This window comes from Antribacter soli, assembly GCF_021568775.1.
Taxonomy (GTDB): Bacteria; Actinomycetota; Actinomycetes; order Actinomycetales; family Cellulomonadaceae; genus Antribacter; species Antribacter soli.
In genome coordinates, this window is the sequence record NZ_JAKGSG010000035.1 from 25,178 (window position 1) to 46,550 (window position 21,373).

Below are 21,373 nucleotides of genomic sequence, written 5' to 3' on the forward strand. Positions count from 1 at the left end.
CGAGTCTAGTCGGTGGGAGGCATCGGACTCCCGCCGATATCCACAGCCTCGTCCGGCGCGGGTGGCGCCAGAGCTGGGACGTTTCCCCTGCCCGTCAGCGCGGATGCTCCACGCGGATCACGTCCGGCATGGCGAGCCGGGCCCAACGTCCGACGTCGGGCGGCGTCCCGGTGAGCTCCGCCGCCAGAAGGGTCCAGGCGGTCCCGTGACCGACGAGGACGACGTCCTGCCCGAGATGGCGAGCAAGGATCCCACGGGCAGCGGCACCAACCCTCTCCCGCGTGGCGCTGAGGGACTCCCACCCGGGCATCGCCGGCTCGTCGGGCCGCGCGAACGCCGCCTGCATGACGGCCGGTAGGTCGTCCACCCAGCCGCCGTTGCCGCGGACCTGCTCGCGCAGGTCGGAGACGACGGTCACGTGGCCGTCGGCGAGAAGGCGCGCCGTCTCCAGCGCCTTCGGCTCCGGCGACGAGCACCATGCGGCACTGCTCGGCAACGACCGACGGACCCTGAGGGCAAGGACCTCGTGCTCGTGCGTGGGATCGAGCGGCCACGTCGCCGCCGATCGGGTGCGGTCGACCAGCGGCCGCCCGTGCCGCACCAGGTAGAGAGTCACCCCAGTCACGGTAGCGGGACGTCGGCACGCACCGCAGGAATGACAGCGGCTCAGCGGTTCTGCTCAGAGCAGACAACCGGGTCAAGGATCACGTTCCCTCACCGTGCCGGCAGGCTCCGGCGGACCTGGGTCAGAACAGCGGCCCGGCCAGCCGTAACCTGGGCGCCATGCCACGGCCGATCGCAACCAATACCGGCGTCTCCCGCGAGGAGCTCCTCGACTTCCTGCGTGCGCGCCGCAACGGCGTGCTCGTGACCACGCGGGGCGATGGCTCGCCCCAGCTCAGCCCCGTCACGTACGGGGTGGACAAGAAGGGCCGGGTGGTGGTGTCGACCTACCCGGAGCGGGCGAAGGCGCGGAACCTCAAGCGGCGCTCGCAGGCGTCCTTCCTGGCGCTGGGTGACGACTTCAATGACGCCTGGGTCCAGGTGGACGGTACGGCCGAGGTGCTCGACGTGCCTGAGTCGGTGGAGCCGCTGGTCGAGTACTACCGCGCGGCGGCCGGGGAGCACCCGGACTGGGACGAGTATCGCGACGCCATGATGAGGCAGGGCAAGTCCGTCGTGCGGCTCACCATCGAGCGCTGGGGCCCTGTGGCGACGGGCGGCTTCCCGGCCCGCCTGGCAGGCTGACTCAGAACAGCACCTGCTCCATGCCCGCCGCCACCAGGGGCATCGGGCCCGCCACCGCCGGCATCCCCGGCAGCGCGCCGGTCGGGTAGTCCCCGTCGTCGTGCCGGTCGCCACCACCCGAAGCCTCCGGGTCACCGGCCGGCAGGCCGACCCCGGCCGTGCCCGACATCTGGTCGGCGCGACCTCCCGTCCTGCCCTGCACGCGGTCGGGATACGCGGCCCCGCCACGTCGGCGGTGCCCGGAGCTGCCGAACCCCCGCTCCTCCAGCAGGGGCCGCACCCGCTCCCAGAGCCAGTCGCGGTACTCCTTGTGCGCGTAGGCGCCGCGCGCGTACACGCGGCCGTAGCCGGCGACGAGGTGCGGATGCTCGCGCCCGAGCCACTCGAGATACCACTCGCGTGTGCCCGGCCGCAGGTGCAGCGGGATCACCGTCACGCCGGTCGCGCCCGCCTCGGTGATGTCGTCGAGCAGGCGTCGCAGGTGATCGCGCGAGTCGGTGAGCCAGGGCAGCACAGGCGCCACCATCACTCCGCACGGCAACCCGGCGGCCCGCACGGCACGGATCAGGTCGAGCCGAGCGCGCGGCGTCGGCGTGCCGGGCTCGACCGCCTGCTGCAGCTCCTCGTCGGCGAACGAGAGCGATACGCCGATGCCGACCTCGACCCTCTCGGCGGCGGCCGTCAGAAGCGGCAGGTCACGCCGCAGCAGCGTGCCCTTGGTGAGGATCGAGAACGGCGTGCCGGAGTCCGCGAGCGCCGAGATGATCCCAGGCATGAGCTTGTACCGCCCCTCGGCCCGCTGGTACGGGTCGGTGTTGGTACCGAGGGCAACGGACTCGCGTGCCCAGGACTGCTTGGCGAGCTCCGCGCGCAGCACCTGGTCCACGTTGACCTTGACGACCACCTGGGAGTCGAAGTCGGTTCCCGCGTCCATGTCGAGATACTCGTGGGTGGGCCGCGCGAAGCAGTTGTGACTGATCACGCCGTTCGCAATGTAGTCACCGGTGCCGGTCGTGATGTCGACCATCTCGGACTCGGTCCCGAGATCCTCGACCGAGACCACCCGAAGCGACGTGGAGGTCTTGACGGCGGCGCCGACGATCTTGAGCTTCCGGGTGATGGCCGGATTCGTCATGGCGAAGAAGCGCCGGACACTCGCAAGCCCGCCGGACACCCGGATCGTCGCGACGCCGTTGGCTCTCGCGGGTTCCCGCAGGTGCGAAATACCGAGTACGTCAAGCGCATGCATGGTCGTGGTGAGCATGCGTTCGTCCGAGCTGGAGATGCGCAGCACCTCGCCGTCGCACGAGCCCTCGGCGTCGAAGATGCCTGCGAGGAAGCCGACCGACCATTCTCCTGACGGGTTCTCGGGCCAGTCGATGATCTCGTGGATCTTGCTGTAGTGCTCCCTCCGTGCCGTGAAGATTCCATCCATGGCACGCCGCGTCTCGGTGGCCCGCGCGAAGGGCCTCCGGTTCGTCGTGATCCCCGCCGCTTCGAGGTACGTCTGAGACCGCACCAGAGCTTCGTCGTCGACGAGGGCGAGCCGGAACATCGTGACCGAGCTGGTGCCCCCCGAGGATCGTGCGTAGGTCTTGGCGAAGAGCATCCCGTCCCCGCGAATCATCCCCGTGAGATAACCCCGGCGGTAGTCCGGGGACTCGAAGGGCGTGGCGTAGGCCTCCACCGGCATCCCCGTGCCGAAGCCCTGGAGTCGGTTGTTCGTCGTCAGATAGGGCCGCTGCCGTGCACCCTGGGACGGTCGAGCGACATGCTTCCACCCACGCTCGGTGAGGAATCGGTGGTCGCCGCTCGCAACGATCTCCGTACCGTCTTCGAGCGTCAGCCGGTACGCGCGCTTGACCGTGGCCCAGCGCGCCAGCACCGTGGTCTCGACGAAGCGCCGGTACTTGCCGTCGAACTCGGTTCCCACGATGCGGTCACCCGCGTGCGCCTCACGGATGGGCTTCTGCCTACCGTCCGCCATCAGCACAAGCGTGGACGGATCTACGCAGTAGCGGCACGCGTGCGAGCAGCCGCGATACGGGTTCACCGTCCACCGGAACGGCATCTGCGACATCGGCGGGACGTGCGACAGCGCGCTCTTGGCCACCACCTCGTGAAACGCGATGCCCGCGAACTCGGGCGCTCGCACGGTGCGCAGCAGCCCCGCGTGCCGCAGGCCGGACAGCTCGAGCCCGGGCAGCGCGCCGTCGTCCGCCGTGATCGCCTGGCCGTCCCACCTCACCCAGCCATTCGAACACGCGTTCGTACAGGGGTCAAGCCATCAGGGCACGGTGGCGACGCAGCCCGCCACGATCGCCCCGTCCACCGAGAGCGTCGTCTCCAGGTGCCAGGCCCCTGCCTCGTCCGCTCGCAGCGGCCGGGGCGGGGGCACGCGTAGCCCGCCCTCGGGCGCGTCCGTCGCGTCCCCCAGGTCGCCGCGGGAGGCGACCACGACGCCGTCGGACACCGTCCGCGTGGCGGACGGGTAGGGCGAGCCCTGCCCGTCCACGAACTGCACGTGCACGGTGCCCGACGCCGGCCGGCCGGCCCCCCCGAGCAGCCCGCCATGGGCCGCGGTCGCCCAGGCGACGTCCGCGTACGAGCGCAGGTCGGGCAGCGGGACCCCAAGCAGCTCGCGGCCGTGGTCGACCCACGTGACGTCGGCGGCGTACCGGGCTGGGCCGTCACCGGCGGAGGTGACGAGGCAGGTCAGCGGGACGCTCTCGATCGTGACCGGCGCCAGCGCCCACGCGCCGGACATCACGACCAGTGCGGCGCCCGCGACGACAGCGGTCAGCCCGAACCGCCAGGAACGGCGCGGGGGTGCCGTCAGGAGCGCGTTGTCGTCCCGCGAGACGTCTCGCGGGCGGCGCCCGCCGTGAGAACCCGTCGGCACGCGGACGCTCGTGACCTGGAGGAGCGACTCCGCCCAGCCGTCACCGACGGCACCGTCGCGCGGACCAGCGTGCCCTGTCATGCCACCCCGTCCCCCGGGCGGCGGCACCAACACCGCCGCCGGCGCTCTCGCAGGTGTGGACCGGCCGGACGCGGTCCCCGCCGGGACGCTACCGGGAGTGAAGGCGTGCCCACGAGACCCGTCCGGAGAACCGGCCCCCGTACGTGACGAACGTCACGTACGGCCCTTCACACCCCGCGCAGCCAGACCCGCACGACCCGGCCGTCCTCCCCGGTCTCCTCGCCGGACTCCACGAAGCCTGCGCGCCCCGCGACGGCCTCGCTCGCCGCGTTCCCTGGCAGGGTCAGCAGCGCCACCCGCGGATACCCGGCGCCCAGCGCCCAGGCCGCGAGCGCCGTCGCGGCGCGGGTCGCGAGACCGTGCCCGCGCCCCGCGGGCAGCAGCGAGTAGAAGACCTCAGGCCGATCGGTGAGCAGGGCGCCGATGCCCGCGGTACCCGCCGGGACGCCGTCGGACAGCAGGACGTAGCGGGCACCGACGCCTTCCGCGCGCCGCTCGGCGGAGCGGGCGGCGCGCGTGCGCGCCTCCTCCTCGCTCATACCGGGCGGGTAGTAGGTCCAGCGCGTCACGTCAGAGACGCGCGACAGCGCGGCCTCGAGGGGCCAGTCGCGCTCGACCAGCGCCCGCAGGTGGGCGGGCGGCTCACCGGCAAGCTCGAGGACGTCGGGCGGGACGCCCGTCACTCGCCGGCCGGCACGACCCGCGGCCACAGGTCTTCGGCCGGCGGCTGCCACGTGGCAGCGTCGGCGTCGTGCTGCTCACCGGACCGGATGTCCTTGACCTGGTCGGCCCCGGTCGTGCCGTCCTCACCGGCGGTCCCGGGGAACCAGACGAACGGGATGCCGCGGCGGTCCGCGTACTGGATCTGCTTGCCGAACCTCGCGGCCCTGGGCGCGACCTCGACCGGGATGCCGCGGGCACGCAGGGCGGTCGCGACGGCCTCGGACGCGGGGCGCGTCTCCTCAGAGGTGACCGCGACGACGACGGCCGACGGGACCGAGCGGGTCGCCCGCACGAGCCCGGCGGACAGCAGCCGCGACACGAGGCGGGAGACGCCCACGGAGAGGCCGACGCCCGGGTAGGTGTTCTTCCCGTCGGACGCGAGGGTGTCGTACCGGCCGCCCGAGCACACGGAGCCGAGCTGTTCGTGGCCCACGAGCAGCGTCTCGTAGACGGATCCGGTGTAGTAGTCGAGCCCGCGGGCGATCTTGAGGTCGGCGACGACGACGCCGGGCGCCCGCTCGGAGGCGGCCGTCACGAGCGCCTCGAGCTCGCCCAGGCCGGTCTCGAGGAGCTCCGTCACCGCGCCGTACGACTCGGCCAGGGACCGCACCTCGGCCACGACCGCAGCGTCGGACCCGGAGATGTCCGCGAGCGCCAGGCACGCCTTGGCCTGGTCGGGCGTCACGCCGATCTCGTCGACGAGCAGCGCCGACACCGCGCCCGGGCCGATCTTGTCCAGCTTGTCGATCTGGCGCAGCACGCCCTCGACGTCGTCGATGCCGAGGCCGCGGTAGAAGCCCTCTGCGACCTTGCGGTTGTTGACGAGGATGCGTACCTCGGGCAGCCCGATGCCCCGCAGTGCGCCTAACGCCTCCGCCATGACGAGCGGCAGCTCCACCTCGAAGTGGTACGGCAGGTCGCCCGCGGCGACGACGTCGATGTCCGCCTGGACGAACTCGCGGAACCGCCCGTCCTGGGGGCGCTCGCCGCGCCACACCTTCTGGATCTGGTAGCGCTTGAACGGGAACGCGAGGTGCCCCGCGTTCTCGAGAACGTAGCGGGCGAAGGGCACGGTCAGGTCGAAGTGCAGCCCGAGCTGCTTCTCGCTCGCCGCCGCCCGGTCGCCCGGGACCGACGGCTCGCCCTGGAGACGGCTGAGCACGTAGACCTCCTTGGAGGTCTCGCCCTTGCGCAGGAGCTGGTCGAGCGGCTCGACGGCCCGCGTCTCGATCCCGGCGAACCCGTGCAGCTCGAAGGTGTGTCGCAGCGTGTCGAGCACGTGCTGCTCGACGATACGACCGTCAGGGAGCCATTCGGGGAAGCCGGAGAGAGGGGTCGGACGTGCCATGTGCAGATCCTCCCACGAGTGGCCGACGCTCAGCCCGGGCTTTCCACAGGGTCGTCGGCGTCCGGCCCGGCGTCGCCCGCGACCAGCCGCTCGAGCACTGCGAGCTCGCCCCGCTCGTGCCAGGCGAGCCGCCGCAGCACCTTCACGGTGGTCCACTCGCCGTGGCGGTCCGAGACGGTGCGCAGGCTGGGCGGCATCGCGGCGACCGCAGCCCGCACGTGCGCGGCAGACTCCACGAGCTCGGTCACGAGGTCGGCCGCACGGGGCCGGGCGGGCAACCCCAGGACCGGCAGGTAGTAGCGGCTCTCGGTGTCGGCGATGTGCCACGCGAGCTCGCGCGCGCTGTACCAGGAAGCCCAGGACGGCAGGCGCCGAGCGGGGTCGCGGCGGTCGAGGTCGGCGTCGGGCGTACGCAGGACGAGGTCGAGCGTGCGCTCGCGCACCATGGACAGGATCGCGAGGGTCGTCTCGCGCTCGGCCGCCGTCGCGGGCTCCCGGTCGCGGGCGAACACCGTCTCGTCACCGGTCGCGGCGCGCGTCACCCGCTCGACGACGTCCAGGTCGCCTGGGCGCAACCCGCACTGTCGCGCGAGGTCCGCGAGGGCGGCCGCGTCGCCGGGCCCCTGGCCGCAGGAACCCCACCGGTCCAGGTCGAAGGTCCAGGCGGCGGACCACCCGTCCTCGGCCATCCCGGCCCCCGTGTCGACGTAGGCATGCACCCTCCCAGGGTGCCAGGCCGGCGTCCCCGGCGCGTCGTCGTGGAGGCCAACCACGGACGAACCGGGCGTAGCAGCACCCGCGGGGCCCGGCCTCCCGGCGAAGCGAGCAGCCCCGCTGCGTCCGGATTCCCCGCCCGCGCGGTATGACCTGCGCAGCGATGCCTACACTGTCCCCGCACGGGAGGATTCGCCTGGGAGGCGACCGTCGGAACGGTTCGTGGCACTGGGAAGGGAGCAGCGGCGGTGTCGACCACCAAGCAGCGAGAGCGAGCGTACGCGGCCAAGCGCGAGGCAAAGTGGGCCGAACGTCTCGCCGCGCGGCGAGCAAGACGTCGTCGGCTCTGGACCATCGTCGCGTTCGTCTCCGTCGTCGCCGTCGTCGGCACCATCATGATCGCTGCCCTCGCGAGCTCGCCGGACACGTCCGACGACGCGGCCGAGCCCACCACGGCGCCGTCGGCCGACGCCTACACGCTGCCCGACCCCTCGTTCGCCGAGGGCCGCACCTGGACGGCGGCCATGACCACCTCCGCCGGCGACCTCACCCTCGAGCTCGACGGCGCAGCCGCGCCGCAGGCGGTCGCAAGCTTCGTGTATCTGGCGCAGCAGGGCTACTTCGACGGCACCCAGTGCCACCGCCTGACGACCGGCAGCATCCACGTGCTGCAGTGCGGCGACCCGACCGCCACCGGCTCGGGCGGCCCCGGCTACACCTTCGGCCCCGTGGAGAACGCCCCCGCCGACAACGTCTACCCCGCCGGGACCATCGCGATGGCGCGCGTGGGCAACGACGGCGAGTCGATGGGTTCCCAGTTCTTCCTCGTGTACGAGGACTCGACCATCTCGCCCGACTCGGCAGGTGGCTACACAGTGTTTGGCAAGATCACGTCCGGCCTGGACATCGTCCAGGCAGTCGCTGACGCGGGCGTGACGGGTGGTGCGTCCGACGGCGCTCCCGTCACCCCCGTCACCATCGAAGGAGTTGACACCCAGTGAGCGAGAGCACCGACAGCTCGACGAACGGCCCCGGGCCCGCCGCGAACGAGCCGGAGGACACGGCCGAGACTCCTGCACAGGCGGGCACGGTCCCCGAGGCCGACGCCACGGTGCCCGACGCCGGCGACGTGGCTCCGCAGGAGAGCGTCACGGAGGCGGAGGTCGCCGAGGCCGAGGTCGCCGAGGCGGACGCCACTGAGGTCGAGAGCGCTGAAGTTGAGAGCGCTGAAGTTGAGAGCGCTGAAGTTGAGAGCGCTGAAGTTGAGAGCGACGTCGAGGCGACGGTCGCCAAGGAGGTCGCTCCGGCTGCCGAGGCTGTCGCCGAGGCGGACGCCACCGCGGAGATTGCCGCCGAGGCCGAGGTCGTCGAGGCTGTCGCCGAGGCGGACGCGGAGGAGCCCGTCGCCACGGAGGCGCCCGCCGCCGAGGCCGAGGTCGTCGAGGCTGCCGCGGAGGAGCCCGCCGCCGAGGCCGCTCCCGCCGCGAGGCCCGTCGTGCCGTCGCCGTCGGCCCTCGCGCGCCCGCGCGCCCCCAAGCCGTCGGCCCTGCGCCCGGCCGCTCCCGCCGCTCCGGCTGCGGCCCCCGCGGCCGTGACCCAGGCGGCTCCGGCCGCCGCCCCCGTCGCGCCGCCCGTCGACGCCGCGGCAGCCGCCGAGGCCGAGACGTTCGGCCGGGTGGACGAGGACGGCACGGTGTACGTCCGCGAGGCCGCGGGCGAGCGCATCGTGGGCCAGTTCCCGGGCGTGACCCCGGCGGAGGCGCTCGCCCTGTACGTGCGCCGCTACCTCGACCTGGCCGCCAAGGTCGGCCTTTTCGAGACGCGCCTGGAGAGCGCCGACCTGTCGGTGAAGGAGATCGACCAGACGCTCGGCAAGCTCGGCGAGGAGACGGCGGAGCCGGCCGCCGTCGGCGACCTGGACGGCCTGCGTGCCCGGGTCGAGGCGCTCAGTGGTCGCGCCGCCGAGCGGCGGACGGCGCTGGAGGAGGTGCGTGCCGCCGCCAAGGCGGAGGCCGTCGCCGCGCGGACCGAGATCGTGGAGGCGGCGGAGAAGATCGCCGCGACCGACCCCGGCAAGATGCAGTGGCGCCCCGCCGGCGAGGAGCTGCGTGCGCTGCTGGACCGCTGGAAGGAGACCCAGCGCAGCGGCCCGCGCATCGACCGCACCACGGAGGAGTCGCTCTGGAAGCGGTTCAGCCACGCGCGCACGGCCTTCGACCGCGAGCGCCGGCACTACTTCGCGGACCTCGAGCAGCGCAACACCGCGGCGAAGATCGAGAAGGAGAAGCTGGTCGCCGAGGCTGAGGCCCTGGCGACGAGCACGGACTGGGGCCCCACCGCCGGTGCGTACCGCGACCTCATGGCGCGCTGGAAGTCCGCGGGCCGGGCGTCCCGCAAGGACGACGACGCGCTGTGGGCCCGCTTCCGTGCCGCCCAGGACGCGTTCTTCCAGTCGCGCGACGACGAGAACGCCGCGCTCGACGCCGAGTACGGGGAGAACCTCAAGGTCAAGGAGGCGCTCCTTTCCGAGGCGGAGAAGCTCGTGCCGGTGAAGGACCTCGCCGCCGCCAAGGCCGCCCTGCGCGACATCCAGGAGCGCTGGGAGTCCGCCGGCAAGGTGCCGCGCGGCGACGTGCAGCGCGTCGAGGGCCGCCTGCGGGCGGTCGAGACGGCCGTGCGCGACACCGAGCAGGCGCAGTGGAACCGCTCGAACCCGGAGACCCGGGCGCGTGCCGAGGGCGCCGCGGCGCAGCTCCAGGCCGCGATCGAAGGCCTGGAGGCGGACCTCGCCGCGGCGCAGGCCGCCGGGGACAAGCGCCTGGCCGGCGACCTGGAGACGGCGCTCGCCGCCCGCCGGTCCTGGCTCGAGCAGGTCGTCAAGGCCGCGGAGGACAGCCGCGGCTGACGCCCCTCGTCCACAGTCCCGCCCGGTCGCGCCCTGCGCGGCCGGGCGGCGCTGTCTAGGGTCGGGTAAGTGAGCCTCGCCGACCTCCTCGACCCGGGGCCGGCCCCGCCCGAGCCGGTCGTGACCCCGGCGCGCGTCGGCGGGTCCGCGGCGTGGGCGGACCTGGTCCGGGCGGGTGCGGTCGACCTGCTGAACGAGCGGGCAGGGGTGCCCGCCGGCGCCCTGGTCACCCCGGCGCACCGCGCGCTCGCGCTGGCGCCCGAGCTGCCGCGGCGGTGCGTCCTGGCGGGACGCACGGCGGCGTGGGTGCTCACCGGCCTGCATCGCGGCGTCCTCGCCCCGGCCCTGCCCGTCGAGGCGGGCGTCGAGGTCGCGTACCCCGCCGGGACGCACGCACCTTCGCCGCGCGCCGCGCTCACGGCCCGCCAGGCGCCGCGACTGGTCCGCGACACGGTCCGGCTCGCCGGCGTCCCGGTCACGACCCCCGCCCGGACGGCGCTCGACGTCGCCTGCACGGTGCCACACGAAGAGGCGGTGGCCGTGCTCGTGGCCCTCGCACACTCCGGGACCGACCTCGTGGCGGCGGGCCGGGCGCTCGAGCTGCGCGGGCGCGTCGTCGGCCGGCCCGCGGCGCGCCGGGCGCTCGCGGCGGCAGCGGCCGTGCTCCGCGGTTAGCGTGAGGGTCATGGCTGCCAAGGCTCAACCGGTCGAGCTCGACGTCGCAGGCCGCGCCGTGCGCGTGTCCAGCCCCGACCGCGTGGTCTTCCCCGACCTCGGGATCACGAAGCTCCAGGTGGTCGAGTACTTCGTCCTCGTGGCGGACGGCATCACGGGCGCCCTCCTGGACCGGCCCACCACGCTGGAGCGCTGGCCGAAAGGCTTCTTCGACGGCGCGGTGATGGCCACGCGGGCGGACAGCCACGGCGATGCCTTTTACCAGAAGCGCCTCCCGAAGGGCGCGCCGGAGTGGGTGGAGACGGCGACCATCGCGTTCCCGAGCGGCCGCACCGCTGACGAGGTGTGCCCCACGGAGCCGGCGGTCGTCGCCTGGGCCGCGAACCTGGGCACGCTCACCTTCCACCCGTGGCCGGTGCGCCGCGAGGACGTCGAGGCGGTGGACCAGCTCCGGATCGACCTGGACCCGCAGCCGGGCACCGCGTTCGACGACGCCGTCCGCGTCGCCCCGCACCTGCGCGAGCTGCTCACCGAGCTCGGCCTGACGGGCTACCCGAAGACGTCGGGCGGACGCGGCCTGCACGTCTTCGTCCCGCTCGCCCCGAGCTGGTCCTTCACGCAGGCGCGCCGCGCGACCATCGCGATCGGCCGCGAGCTGGAGCGCCGCCTGCCCGACCAGGTCACGACGCGCTGGTGGAAGGAGGAGCGTGGCGAGAAGATCTTCGTCGACTACAACCAGATGGCGCGGGACCGCACGATCGCCTCGGCTTACTCGATCCGCGCGAACAAGCGCGCCACCGTGTCGGCCCCGCTGGCCTGGGACGAGCTGGACCAGGTGCAGCCGGACGACTTCGACGTGACCACCGTGCCGGACCGGCTGCGCGAGAAGGGCGACCTCTTCGCCGCCCTCCGCGCCGACCGCGACCGGTCGCTCGACTGCGACCTGCGCCCGGCGCTCGACCTCGCCGACCGCGACGAGCACGAGCACGGCCTCGGCGACCTGCCCTACCCGCCGGAGTACCCGAAGATGCCGGGCGAGCCGAAGCGCGTCCAGCCGAGCCGAGACAAGGACCGCCCGAAGGACTGAGCGGCGCTCTCGGCGTCAGTAGTGCAGCCCCGTCGGGCGGTACTTCGAGCTCCCACTCAGGCCGTCCCCGGCGCCCCCGGCAGGAGCGAGCCCAGGTCGTACGAGACCGGCTCCTCGAGCTGCTCGTACGTGCACGACGCCGGGTCGCGGTCCGGGCGCCACCGCTTGAGCTGGGCGGTGTGCCGGAACCGGGTGCCCTCCATGTGGTCGTACCCGACCTCCAGCACGCGCTCGGGGCGCAGCGGGGTGAACGACAGGTCCTTGCCGGCGCTCCACCGCGACACGGCGCCCGGGCGGCGTTCCTTGCCCTCGGCCGCCGCGGCCGGGTCCTGCCAGTCCGCCCAGGGGTGCTCCGCCGCGGCCGGCGTGCCGGGCTCCACGACGAGCGGCGCCAGCTCCTCGATGAGCGCCGCCCGCCGGGCGGCCGGGAACGACGCCGCGACGCCGACGAACTGGAGCTGTCCGGCACCGTCGTACAGCCCGAGCAGCAGCGACCCGACCAGCGGCTTCGCGGCCGTCGACGTCTTGTGCAGCCGGTACCCGGCCAGGACGACGTCGGCGGTGCGCGCGTGCTTCACCTTGAGCATGGACCGCTTGTTCGCCTCGTAGGGGCCGTCGAGGGGCTTGGCGACGATCCCGTCGAGCCCGGCGCCCTCGAAGGAGCTGAACCACTCCCGGGCGGTCTCGGCGGACAGGGTGCGCGGCGTCGCGAAGACTCGGGGCCCGGTGAGGCCCAGCCCGTCGAGCAGCTCGAGCCGCTCGCGCAGGGGCCGGGCGGAGACGTCGTCGTCGGACAGGGCGAGGACGTCGAACACGACGAGCGCCGCGGGCGTCTGCTCCGCGAGGAGCCGCACGCGCGACGCGGCCGGGTGGATGCGCAGCGAGAGCAGCTCGAAGTCGAGGCGCGCGCCGCCCGCGCCGGGATGGGCGATGACGATCTCGCCGTCGACGACGCACCGCTCCGGCAGCGCCTCGAGGACCGCCTCCGCGACGTCGGGGAAGTACCGCTGCATCGGCTTCGCGTTGCGCGAGTCGATCCGCACGGCGTCGCCGTCGCGGTACACGATCGCGCGGAAGCCGTCCCACTTGGGCTCGTAGACGTACGACGCCGGTCCCTCGCCCTGGTCGGGCACGGTCGCCACCGAGCGGGCCAGCATGGGCAGCACCGGCGGGTGCACCGGCAGGTCGAGGACCGTTTCCTCAGTCATGGCCCGATGCTGCCACCGGCCGCGCGATGCTGCGAACGATCGCGCGGCGCGCCGCCGCCTGCGGCGAGCCGTCAGACCGGCAGCTGGGGTCGCTCCGCGGCCTTCGTGCCCGTGATGCGGTGCACGTCGAACACGCCGTCGACCTTCCGCACCGCGGACAGCACCTGCGCCAGGTGCGCCGGCTCGGCCATCTCGAAGACGAACCGCGAGATCGCGAGCCGGTCGGTCGACGTGGACACGAACGCCGACAGGATGTTCACGTGGTTGTCGGACAGCACGCGTGTGACGTCCGACAGCAGGCGGGCCCGGTCGAGCGCCTCCACCTGGATCTGCACCAGGAACATCGTGTTGGCGCCGGTGGTCCACTCGACGTCGACGAGCCGCTCGGGCTGCTTCCGCAGTCCCTCCAGGTTGACGCAGTCCGCCCGGTGCACGCTGACGCCCTGACCGCGCGTCACGAACCCGACGATGTCGTCGCCGGGCACGGGGGTGCAGCACTTGGCGAGCTTGACCCAGACGTCGTTGCCGTCCGAGCCCTTGAGCGCCACGCCGGGGTCGCCGGCGCGCACCCGGCGGGTCGCGGTCGTGCCGAAGTTCGGCCGCGCGACCTCCGCCATGTCCTCCTCGGCGCCGTCCGCACCGCCGAGCGCCTTGACGAGCTTCTCGACGACGCTCGCCGCGGACACGTGCCCCTCGCCCACGGCTGCGTAGAGCGCGGAGACGTCGGGGTAGCGCAGCTCGTCGGCGAGGCCGAGGAGCGTCTCGTGCGACATGAGGCGCTGGATCGGCAGGTGCTGCTTGCGCATCGCCTTCGCGATGGCGTCCTTGCCGGACTCGACGGCCTCCTCGCGACGCTCCTTCGTGAACCACTGGCGGATCTTGTTCCGCGCGCGCGGCGACTTCACGAACGCCATCCAGTCGCGGGACGGCCCGGCCGTCTCCGACTTCGACGTGAGGATGTCGATCACGTCGCCGTTCTCGAGCAAGGAGTCCAGCGGCACGAGCCGCCCGTTGACGCGCGCGCCCATGGTGCGGTGCCCGACCTCGGTGTGCACCGCGTACGCGAAGTCGACGGGGGTGGCGCCGGCCGGCAGGGCGATGACCTCGCCCTTCGGCGTGAAGACGTAGACCTCGTCCCCGCCGATCTCGAACCGCAGGGAGTCCAGGAACTCGGTCGGGTCGGCCGTCTCCCGCTGCCAGTCCACGAGCTGGCGCAGCCACTGCATGTCCTGCGAGCGCGGGTCGTCCTTGGCCAGCGCGCCGCGGGTGCCCTCCTTGTACTTCCAGTGGGCGGCCACGCCGTACTCGGCGCGACGGTGCATGTCGTGCGTGCGGATCTGGATCTCGACCGGCTTGCCGCCCGGCCCGATCACCGTCGTGTGCAGCGACTGGTACATGTTGAACTTCGGCATCGCGATGTAGTCCTTGAACCGGCCGGGGACCGGGTTCCACCGCGCGTGCATGGCGCCGAGCGCCGCGTAACAGTCACGCACCGAGTCCACGAGGACCCGTGTGCCGACGAGGTCGTAGATCTCCGCGAAGTCGTGCCCGCGCACGATCATCTTCTGGTAGATCGAGTAGTAGTGCTTGGGCCGGCCCGTGACGGTCGCCTTGATCTTGGCGGACCGGAGGTCCGACTCGATCTGGCCTCGCACGACGTCGAGGTACTCGTTGCGGGCGGGGGCACGCTCGGCCACCAGGTGCACGATCTCGTCGTACACCTTGGGGTACAGCGCCTGGAAGGACAGGTCCTCCAGCTCCCACTTGATGGTGTTCATGCCGAGGCGGTGGGCCAGGGGCGCGTAGATCTCGATGGTCTCGCGCGCCTTGCGCTCCGCCGACTTGGACGGCACGTACTTCCAGGTGCGGGCGTTGTGCAGCCGGTCGGCGAGCTTGATGACGAGCACGCGGATGTCGCGCGCCATGGCGACGACCATCTTGCGCACCGTCTCGGCCTGCGCCGTGTCGCCGTACTTGACCTTGTCGAGCTTGGTCACGCCGTCGACGAGCAGCGCGACCTCGTCGCCGTAGTCGGTGCGGAGCTGCTCGAGCGAGTACTCGGTGTCCTCCACCGTGTCGTGGAGCAGGGCGGCGGCGATCGTCGTTCCCTCGAAGCCGAGCTCGGCGAGGATCGTCGAGACCGCGACGGGGTGCGTGATGTACGGGTCGCCGCTCTTGCGCATCTGCCCGCGGTGCGCACGCTCGGCGGTCACGTAGGCGCGCTCGATGAGCGTCACGTCCGCCTTGGGGTGGTTGGAGCGCACGGCCTGGAGCAGCGGCTCGATCGCGGCGGTGGCCCCTGTCCCCCCGCCGCGCACACCGAGGCGCACGAGGCGGTTGCGCACGCGGACGCCCGTCCCGGGCGTGGGTGGGCCTTGGGGAGCGGACCGTGTCTCGGGCTTGGTCTGGGGCGTGGCAGGCGCGTGCGACACCGTGCTGGGCTCGGACATTGCGCGCCTCCCTCTTCCGGAACCGACTGCCGGAGCGACCAGTCTAGCCCCGGACCTCTATTCCTAGGTTTGCGACCCTTCGGTCTCGCCATACTTCGGATGGCCCGGACCCTCGTCGGTGGCACCCGTCTGCTCCACCCGCAGGAGCGTGTCCACGGTCCGGTCGCGGAGCTTGTCCCGGCCACCCAGCGCCACGAGCTCGAGCAGGAACGCCAGGCCCGCGACCACGCCGCCGCACTGCTCCACCAGGCGTGCCGCCGCCTGGGCGGTGCCGCCGGTCGCGAGGACGTCGTCGACCAGAAGAACACGCGCACCAGGGGTGAGTGTTCCCGCGCGCAGCTCGATCGCCGCGGAGCCGTACTCCAGCTCGTACTCGACGCGTTCGGTCGGCGGGGGGAGCTTGCCCGCCTTGCGCAGCGGGAGGAAGCCGACGCCGAGCCGGGTGGCCAGAGGGGCGCCGAGCAGGAAGCCCCGGGCCTCCATGCCGGCGACGACGTCGACGGAGCCGACGCCGTCCGCCACGCCCGCGAACGCCTCGACGACGTCGGCCAGCGCCGGGCCGTCGGCAAGCAGCGGGGTGATGTCGCGGAACAGGATCCCCGGCAGGGGGAAGTCCGGGACGTCGGTGATCAGGTCGCGGACCTGCGCCGCCCTCTCCGGGCCGAGGCCGGAGAGGGCGGCGAGGGTGATCTCGTCGGTCACGCGACTACCGGCGCCGCTTCGGCTGGGCGGCCGTACCGAGGTGGTGGCCGGGAACCAGCTGGGCCGCGCCGGCGGCGGCCGCGGCGAGCACGGCGTCCTGCGCCCCGTCGGCCGTGAGCCCCGCCCGCGACTCGAGCACCTTCTTCGTGTGCGCGGCGATCTTGGGCTCCTTCTCCCGCAGCCACACCTCGAGCGGCGTGGCGAGGTAGATCGACGACGCCGTGCCGACCGCGATGCCCACGAACAACGACAGCGAGATGTCGCGCAGCGTGCCCGCGCCCAGCAGGAAGCCGCCGACGAACAGGATGCCGGCCACGGGGAGCAGCGCCACGACACCCGTGTTGATGGACCGGACCAGCGTCTGGTTCACCGCGAGGTTCGCCCGCTCGGCGTAGGTGCTGCGACCCTGCTCGAGGATCGCGGTGGTGTTCTCGCGGACCTTGTCGAAGACCACGACCTTGTCGTAGAGCGAGTAGCCGAGGATCGTCAGGAAGCCGATGATCGTCGACGGCGTGACCTCCCAGCCGACCGCCGCGTACACGCCCGCGGAGATCAGCAGGTCGGCGATCAGCGCGATGATCGCCGCGACCGACATGCGCCAGGCGCGGAAGTAGAGCGCCATGAAGACCGCCACCACCGCGACGAACACGATGACGCCCCACAGGGCCCGCATCGCGACACCCTCGCCCCAGGTCGGGCCGATGTAGGCGCTGCCGACGCTCGTGGCCACGTCCACGCCGTAGGCGTCGGCCAGGGCCTGCTGGACCTGGTCGGTCTGCTCGTTGGTGAGCTGCGCCGTCTGGACGCGGACCGAGTCCGTGCCCACGGTGGTCACGCGCGGCTCGTCCTCCGGCACGACCGACTGGACGGCCTGGACCGCGATGTCCTGGTCCGTCGTGCTGACGCCGGACACCGTGAACTCCGAGCCACCGCGGAAGTCGATGCCGAGGTTGAGACCCTGGAGCCCAAGGATGAGGATCGAGGCGACGGACAGGAGGCCCACCACGCCGAACCAGCGGTTGCGGTTCGGGACGATCGGGTAGGACCTGCGCCCCGTGTAGAGGTCGTTGCCCCACTGCGCGAAGCTGCGGCCGGCCATCAGTGCTTCTCCTCGTTCTCGTCGGCGTCGGCCTGCGCGGCCTGCGCCCGGCGCTCGGCGGCACGCCGCTCCGCGATCGTCATCCTGCGTCCGTCGGGCGCGCTCTGCGGCGCGATCCCGGCCAGGACGGGCTCCGGCTGCTCCTCGGCCTCGACCGGGGCGTCCTGCGCCGGGGCGGCCGTCGCAACCCGGCCGGCACCCACGTAGCGCGGGCCGGTCGAGGTGCGCAGGCGCTCGGGCGACAGGCCGGACGCGGCGTGACCGTCGCGGAAGAACGGCACCTTGGAGATGAGCTCCATCACCGGGTGGGTGAACCAGAACACCACCGCCACGTCGATGATCGTCGTGAGGCCCAGCGTGAACGCGAAGCCCTGCACGCCACCGACGGCCAGGTAGTACAGCACCACGGCGGAGATCAGGTTGACGGCCTTGGCGGCCAGCACCGTCCGGCGCGCACGGTCCCAGCCACGCTCGACCGCGACCCGCAGGGTCCGGCCGTCGCGCAGCTCGTCACGGATGCGCTCGAAGTAGACGATGAACGAGTCCGCCGTGAAGCCGATCGCCACGATGATGCCGGCGACGCCGGGCAGCGACAGGCGGTAGCCCATGCCCCACGACAGCAGCGCGATGGACACGTAGGTCATGAGCCCTGCGATGACGAGGGACGACACCGTGAGCAGGCCCAGCGTCCGGTACTGGAACAGCGAGTAGACGACGACCAGCAGCAGGCCGATGAGGCCGGCGACCAGGCCTCGCTCGAGCTGCTCCGAGCCGAGCGTCGCCGAGATCTGCTCCTGGCTGTGCACGTCGAACGTGAGCGGCAGGGAGCCGAAGCTCAGCTGGTTGGCGAGCGTCGCCGCCGAGTCGCGGGTGAACGACCCGGAGATCTCGGCGCGGCCGTCCGTGATGATGACGCCAGGGTCGAGCGACGGTGCCGACAGCACGAGGCCGTCGAGCGTGATCGCGAACTGGTTGCGCGGGCTCTCCAGGCTCTGCAGGCGCTCCGTCGTCGTCCGGAAGGCCTTCGTGCCCTCGGAGTTGAACTCCAGGTTGACGGCCCAGGTGTTGGTGACCACGCCGTTCTGGCCGACCCGCAGGCCGGAGCTCGCGTTGGTCAGGTCGGTGCCGTCCACCTCGACGGGACCGAGGATGTACTTGAGCGAGCCGTCCTCTGAGCAGGTGACCAGCACCTTCGCCGGGTCGTCACCACCGCCGCCCTTGAGGTTCTCCGGGTTGGTGCAGTCGAGCGCGTCGTACTCCGCCTGCACGGCCGCGGTGATCTGCGCCAGGTCGCTCGGGTCGGTGGCGACGACCGGCGCCTCCTCGACGGCCGACGGCGAGGCGCTCGGCTCCGGCGTGGCAGTGGCGTCGGCCGACGGCGCCGCCGTGGCCTCCGCGTTCGGGTCGGCGGACGCGTTCGGGTCGGCCGATGCGTTCGGGTCGGCCGTCGGCGTGCCCGCCCCGTACGTCAGCACCGGGCGGAACTTCATCTGCGCGGCCTTGCTGATGAGCGCGATCGTCTCGTCGTCCACCTCACCGGGGATGCCGACGACGATGTTCCCCTCACCCTGCTGCGCGATCTCCGCCTCGGACACGCCGGAGGAGTCGATGCGCTGACGGATGACGTTGATCGCCTCGTCGAGCGCCTCGGGCGTGATCTCGGAGCCGTCGGTCGTGACCGGCTCGAGGATGATCTGCGTTCCACCCTGGAGGTCGAGCGCCAGGCCGGGGGCCAGGCTCGCTCCGTCAGGGTTGTCGCTCGAGCGCGCGTCGAAATTCACGCCGGCAAGAAGCGCGCCGAAAGGCAGCAGGATCGTCAGGATCGCCAGGAGGACGATCGTGCGAACCGGCCGCGAGCGCCGGGTAGGAGTCGCCAACTTCTGTCTCTTCTCGTGTGCGCACCTTCGCAGGTGCGGTGTCGGCGCCGGCCGGGCGAAGCCCTTCCGGCGCGGTCGTCACTTGCCGTCGGTCTCGCCGTCGCGGCGGTCCTTCCGGTCCCGGCTGGTGTCGTCGAGACCGGACAGGTCGTCCGGGACGTCGATCGCGTCGGGGGCGATGGTATCTGCCGTGGCGGGCTGCTCCGTCACGCCGGCGGCCTCTTCGTCGTCGGTCTCTTCGGGGGCAGGGGCGCTGTAGCGCGCGGGGCGCTCGTTGACGGCTGCCAGGACCCACTCGGTGCGGGCGCCGGAGGCGGACTCGATCGTGACGGTGTCCGTGTCCGTGTCGACCTCGACGACGGTGCCGACCATGCCAGAGGCGGTCATGACCTCCTTGCCCGGGCCGAGGCTCGAGCGGAACTCCTGCTGCGTGCGCTGCTGCTTGCGCGTGCGGGAGGACATGAAGAACATCGCGGCGACGAGCAGTGCGATGAGGATGAGGAAGGTCGGGTCCACGACGGGGTCCTGTTCAGCTCGGGGGTGGAAACCCCAACAGTCTAGGCGGGTCCGTCGTCGAAGAGTGTCCCGGCGGGGACACCGGGCACCCCGGGAGCGGGCGGGGGCGTCAGGCCCAGGTGGGCCCACGCCGCGGGCGTGGCGACGCGGCCGCGGGGCGTGCGGCCCACGAGCCCCTCCCGCACGAGGTAGGGCTCCGCGACGGTCTCCACGGTCTCGGGCTCCTCGCCGACGGTCACGGCGAGGGTCGTCAGGCCGACAGGCCCCCCGCCGAACCGGGTGCACAGCGCGGTGAGCACGGCCCGGTCGAGGCGGTCGAGGCCGATCGGGTCGACCTCGTACACCTCGAGGGCGGCCCGGGCGGCGCGCAGGTCGAGCCGTCCGTCGCCTCGCACCTGCGCCCAGTCGCGCACGCGCCGCAGGAGGCGGTTGGCGATGCGGGGCGTGCCGCGGGAGCGGCCGGCGATCTCGTGGGCGGCCGCGTGGTGGAGCTCGACGCCGAGCAGACCGGCGGAGCGCAGGATGACGCGCTCCAGATCGGCGGCGTCGTAGAAGTCGAGCCGGCCCGTGAAGCCGAACCGGTCGCGCAGCGGGGCGGGCAGCAGCCCGGCGCGGGTGGTGGCCCCGACGATGGTGAAGGGCGGGAGCGCGAGCGGGATCGCGGACGCGCCGGCGCCCTTGCCGACGACGACGTCGACCCGGAAGTCCTCCATCGCCGAGTAGAGCAGCTCCTCGGCGGGGCGGGCGAGGCGGTGGATCTCGTCGATGAACAGGACCTCGCCCTCCTCCAGGGAGGACAGCACGGCGGCGAGGTCGCCGGCGTGCTGGATGGCGGGGCCGCTCGTGATGCGCAGCGCCGAGCCGATCTCCGCCGCGATGATCATGGCGAGCGTCGTCTTGCCGAGCCCGGGCGGACCGGACAGGAGGACGTGGTCGGGTGCGTTGCCGCGCGCGACGGCGGCCTGGAGCACGAGAGAGAGCTGGTCACGCACGACGCGCTGGCCGACGAAGTCGTCGAGCCGCTTGGGGCGCAGCGCCGCCTCGGCCGCGCGCTCCACCTCGTCGGCGGTCGCCCCGACGAGCCGCGCGCCCAGGGACTCGTCGGTCAGGTCGGGCTCAAGCACGCCGGCCCCCGAGCACCTGCAGCGCGGCCCGCAGGGTGGTGGCCACCGCCGCCTCGGCGACGACGTCGGCGCCCACCTCGGCGAGGACCTTCGCCACGGCGTCCTCCGCCGCCTTCACGGGCCAGCCCAGACCCGCCAGCGCCTCGACCACCTGGGGGGCGTGGTCCTGGGCGACGACGGCTTCCGGGGCGACCGGCCCGCCGTCGGGCAGCGTTGCCGGCAGGCCCAGCCGGTCCCCCAGCTCGAGGACGATGCGCTGGGCGCCCTTGCGCCCGATGCCAGGGACGCGCATCAGCGCGGCGAGGTCCTCCCCCGCCACGGCACGGCGCAGAACGTCCGGCGTGTGCACCGCGAGCATCGCCAGGGCGAGGCGCGGCCCGACGCCGCTGACGCTCTGCACGGTCTCGAAGACGTCGCGCTCGTCCGCGTCGGCGAAGCCGTAGAGGGTCATCGAGTCCTCGCGGACCACGAGGCTCGTCGCGACGCGCGCCTCCCCGCCGTTGCGCAGGCCGGCCAGCGTCGTGGGCGTCGCATGGACCAGGTAGCCCACTCCCCCGACCTCCACCACGGCGCGGTCGAGCCCGACGTGCTGCACTGTCCCCGTCAGCGAGGCGATCACCGCAGGCTCCCTTCCACGCGTGCCCACCCGGTGGCCGGGTCGAACGTCCGTGCGATCCTAACAATGCGGGCCGACGGCGCGGCGCACGCCAGGCG

19 protein-coding genes are annotated in these 21,373 nt (G+C 72.9%); 5 read left to right on the top strand and 14 right to left on the bottom strand.

What is annotated here, in order from left to right; genetic code table 11:
- Positions 1 to 94 precede the first annotated feature (94 nt).
- Complete coding sequence (locus L1785_RS12735; protein WP_236089650.1) at positions 95 to 616, bottom strand: histidine phosphatase family protein; 522 nt, start codon at positions 614 to 616, stop codon at positions 95 to 97.
- 167 nt (positions 617 to 783) lie between these two features.
- On the opposite strand from L1785_RS12735, the gene L1785_RS12740 reads away from it, so the two are divergent.
- Positions 784 to 1,248, top strand: coding sequence for a PPOX class F420-dependent oxidoreductase (locus L1785_RS12740; RefSeq protein WP_236089651.1), 465 nt, complete (start codon positions 784 to 786; stop codon positions 1,246 to 1,248).
- 1 nt (position 1,249) lies between these two features.
- On the opposite strand, the gene L1785_RS12745 is transcribed toward L1785_RS12740, so the two are convergent.
- The 5 genes from L1785_RS12745 to L1785_RS12765 form a co-directional block, all read right to left on the bottom strand.
- Positions 1,250 to 3,496, bottom strand: coding sequence for an intein-containing Rv2578c family radical SAM protein (locus tag L1785_RS12745; protein WP_236089652.1), 2,247 nt, complete (start codon positions 3,494 to 3,496; stop codon positions 1,250 to 1,252).
- A 39-nt stretch (positions 3,497 to 3,535) separates the two neighbouring features.
- Complete coding sequence (locus tag L1785_RS12750) at positions 3,536 to 4,231, bottom strand: hypothetical protein (RefSeq protein ID WP_236089653.1); 696 nt, start codon at positions 4,229 to 4,231, stop codon at positions 3,536 to 3,538.
- A 167-nt stretch (positions 4,232 to 4,398) separates the two neighbouring features.
- The gene (locus L1785_RS12755) at positions 4,399 to 4,914 is read right to left on the bottom strand and encodes a GNAT family N-acetyltransferase (RefSeq protein ID WP_236089654.1); all 516 of its coding nucleotides are present in this window, start codon (positions 4,912 to 4,914) and stop codon (positions 4,399 to 4,401) included.
- A complete protein-coding gene (hisS, locus tag L1785_RS12760) occupies positions 4,911 to 6,302 on the bottom strand; it encodes a histidine--tRNA ligase (protein ID WP_236089655.1) in 1,392 nt (463 codons plus the stop codon). The genes L1785_RS12755 and hisS overlap by 4 nt, the downstream gene beginning before the upstream one ends.
- Positions 6,303 to 6,331: 29 nt before the next feature.
- Entirely contained in the window at positions 6,332 to 7,021 is a 690-nt protein-coding gene (locus tag L1785_RS12765) for a hypothetical protein (RefSeq protein WP_236089656.1), read from the bottom strand.
- A 243-nt stretch (positions 7,022 to 7,264) separates the two neighbouring features.
- Here L1785_RS12765 and L1785_RS12770 point away from each other — a divergent pair, with 243 nt between their 5' ends.
- The 4 genes from L1785_RS12770 (at position 7,265) to ligD (ending at position 11,683) form a co-directional block, all read left to right on the top strand.
- On the top strand, positions 7,265 to 8,017 hold the full coding sequence (locus L1785_RS12770; protein WP_236089657.1) for a peptidylprolyl isomerase: 753 nt from the start codon (positions 7,265 to 7,267) through the stop codon (positions 8,015 to 8,017).
- Positions 8,014 to 9,921: a DUF349 domain-containing protein gene (locus L1785_RS12775; protein WP_236089658.1), complete on the top strand. Its 1,908-nt coding sequence runs from the start codon at positions 8,014 to 8,016 to the stop codon at positions 9,919 to 9,921. The genes L1785_RS12770 and L1785_RS12775 overlap by 4 nt, the downstream gene beginning before the upstream one ends.
- Positions 9,922 to 9,990: 69 nt before the next feature.
- Entirely contained in the window at positions 9,991 to 10,596 is a 606-nt protein-coding gene (locus L1785_RS12780) for a hypothetical protein (protein ID WP_236089659.1), read from the top strand.
- A gap of 10 nt (positions 10,597 to 10,606) precedes the next feature.
- Positions 10,607 to 11,683 (top strand): non-homologous end-joining DNA ligase, encoded by a 1,077-nt coding sequence (gene ligD, locus L1785_RS12785; RefSeq protein ID WP_236089660.1) that lies wholly within the window; start codon positions 10,607 to 10,609, stop codon positions 11,681 to 11,683.
- 56 nt (positions 11,684 to 11,739) lie between these two features.
- Here the strand turns inward: ligD and L1785_RS12790 are convergent, their stop codons facing one another.
- From L1785_RS12790 to ruvA, 8 genes are all read right to left on the bottom strand, one after another.
- Complete coding sequence (locus tag L1785_RS12790) at positions 11,740 to 12,891, bottom strand: ATP-dependent DNA ligase (protein ID WP_236089661.1); 1,152 nt, start codon at positions 12,889 to 12,891, stop codon at positions 11,740 to 11,742.
- A 71-nt stretch (positions 12,892 to 12,962) separates the two neighbouring features.
- The gene (locus L1785_RS12795; protein WP_236089662.1) at positions 12,963 to 15,341 is read right to left on the bottom strand and encodes a RelA/SpoT family protein; all 2,379 of its coding nucleotides are present in this window, start codon (positions 15,339 to 15,341) and stop codon (positions 12,963 to 12,965) included.
- Positions 15,342 to 15,404: 63 nt separating this feature from the next.
- The gene (locus L1785_RS12800; protein ID WP_236089663.1) at positions 15,405 to 16,043 is read right to left on the bottom strand and encodes an adenine phosphoribosyltransferase; all 639 of its coding nucleotides are present in this window, start codon (positions 16,041 to 16,043) and stop codon (positions 15,405 to 15,407) included.
- Positions 16,044 to 16,047: 4 nt separating this feature from the next.
- Positions 16,048 to 17,142, bottom strand: a complete 1,095-nt coding sequence (gene secF, locus L1785_RS12805) for a protein translocase subunit SecF (RefSeq protein ID WP_236089664.1) — start codon at positions 17,140 to 17,142, stop codon at positions 16,048 to 16,050.
- Positions 17,142 to 19,019: a protein translocase subunit SecD gene (secD, locus tag L1785_RS12810; protein ID WP_236089665.1), complete on the bottom strand. Its 1,878-nt coding sequence runs from the start codon at positions 19,017 to 19,019 to the stop codon at positions 17,142 to 17,144. The genes secF and secD overlap by 1 nt, the downstream gene beginning before the upstream one ends.
- Positions 19,020 to 19,097: 78 nt before the next feature.
- Positions 19,098 to 19,535 (bottom strand): preprotein translocase subunit YajC, encoded by a 438-nt coding sequence (gene yajC, locus L1785_RS12815; protein ID WP_236089666.1) that lies wholly within the window; start codon positions 19,533 to 19,535, stop codon positions 19,098 to 19,100.
- Positions 19,536 to 19,576: 41 nt separating this feature from the next.
- Positions 19,577 to 20,659: a Holliday junction branch migration DNA helicase RuvB gene (gene ruvB / locus L1785_RS12820; protein WP_236089667.1), complete on the bottom strand. Its 1,083-nt coding sequence runs from the start codon at positions 20,657 to 20,659 to the stop codon at positions 19,577 to 19,579.
- Positions 20,652 to 21,278 carry a Holliday junction branch migration protein RuvA gene (ruvA, locus tag L1785_RS12825; protein WP_236089668.1) on the bottom strand — a complete coding sequence of 209 codons (627 nt, stop codon included), beginning with the start codon at positions 21,276 to 21,278 and terminating at the stop codon, positions 20,652 to 20,654. Before ruvA ends, ruvB begins: the two co-directional genes overlap by 8 nt.
- Positions 21,279 to 21,373 lie beyond the last annotated feature (95 nt).

Coding starts and splice junctions, on each gene's coding strand:
- L1785_RS12740 (WP_236089651.1), top strand. CDS start 784: ATGCCACGGCCGATCGCAACCAATACCGGCGTCTCCCGCGAGGAGCTC.
- L1785_RS12750 (WP_236089653.1), bottom strand. CDS start 4,231: ATGACAGGGCACGCTGGTCCGCGCGACGGTGCCGTCGGTGACGGCTGG.
- hisS (WP_236089655.1), bottom strand. CDS start 6,302: ATGGCACGTCCGACCCCTCTCTCCGGCTTCCCCGAATGGCTCCCTGAC.
- ligD (WP_236089660.1), top strand. CDS start 10,607: ATGGCTGCCAAGGCTCAACCGGTCGAGCTCGACGTCGCAGGCCGCGCC.
- L1785_RS12790 (WP_236089661.1), bottom strand. CDS start 12,891: ATGACTGAGGAAACGGTCCTCGACCTGCCGGTGCACCCGCCGGTGCTG.
- L1785_RS12795 (WP_236089662.1), bottom strand. CDS start 15,341: ATGTCCGAGCCCAGCACGGTGTCGCACGCGCCTGCCACGCCCCAGACC.
- secF (WP_236089664.1), bottom strand. CDS start 17,142: ATGGCCGGCCGCAGCTTCGCGCAGTGGGGCAACGACCTCTACACGGGG.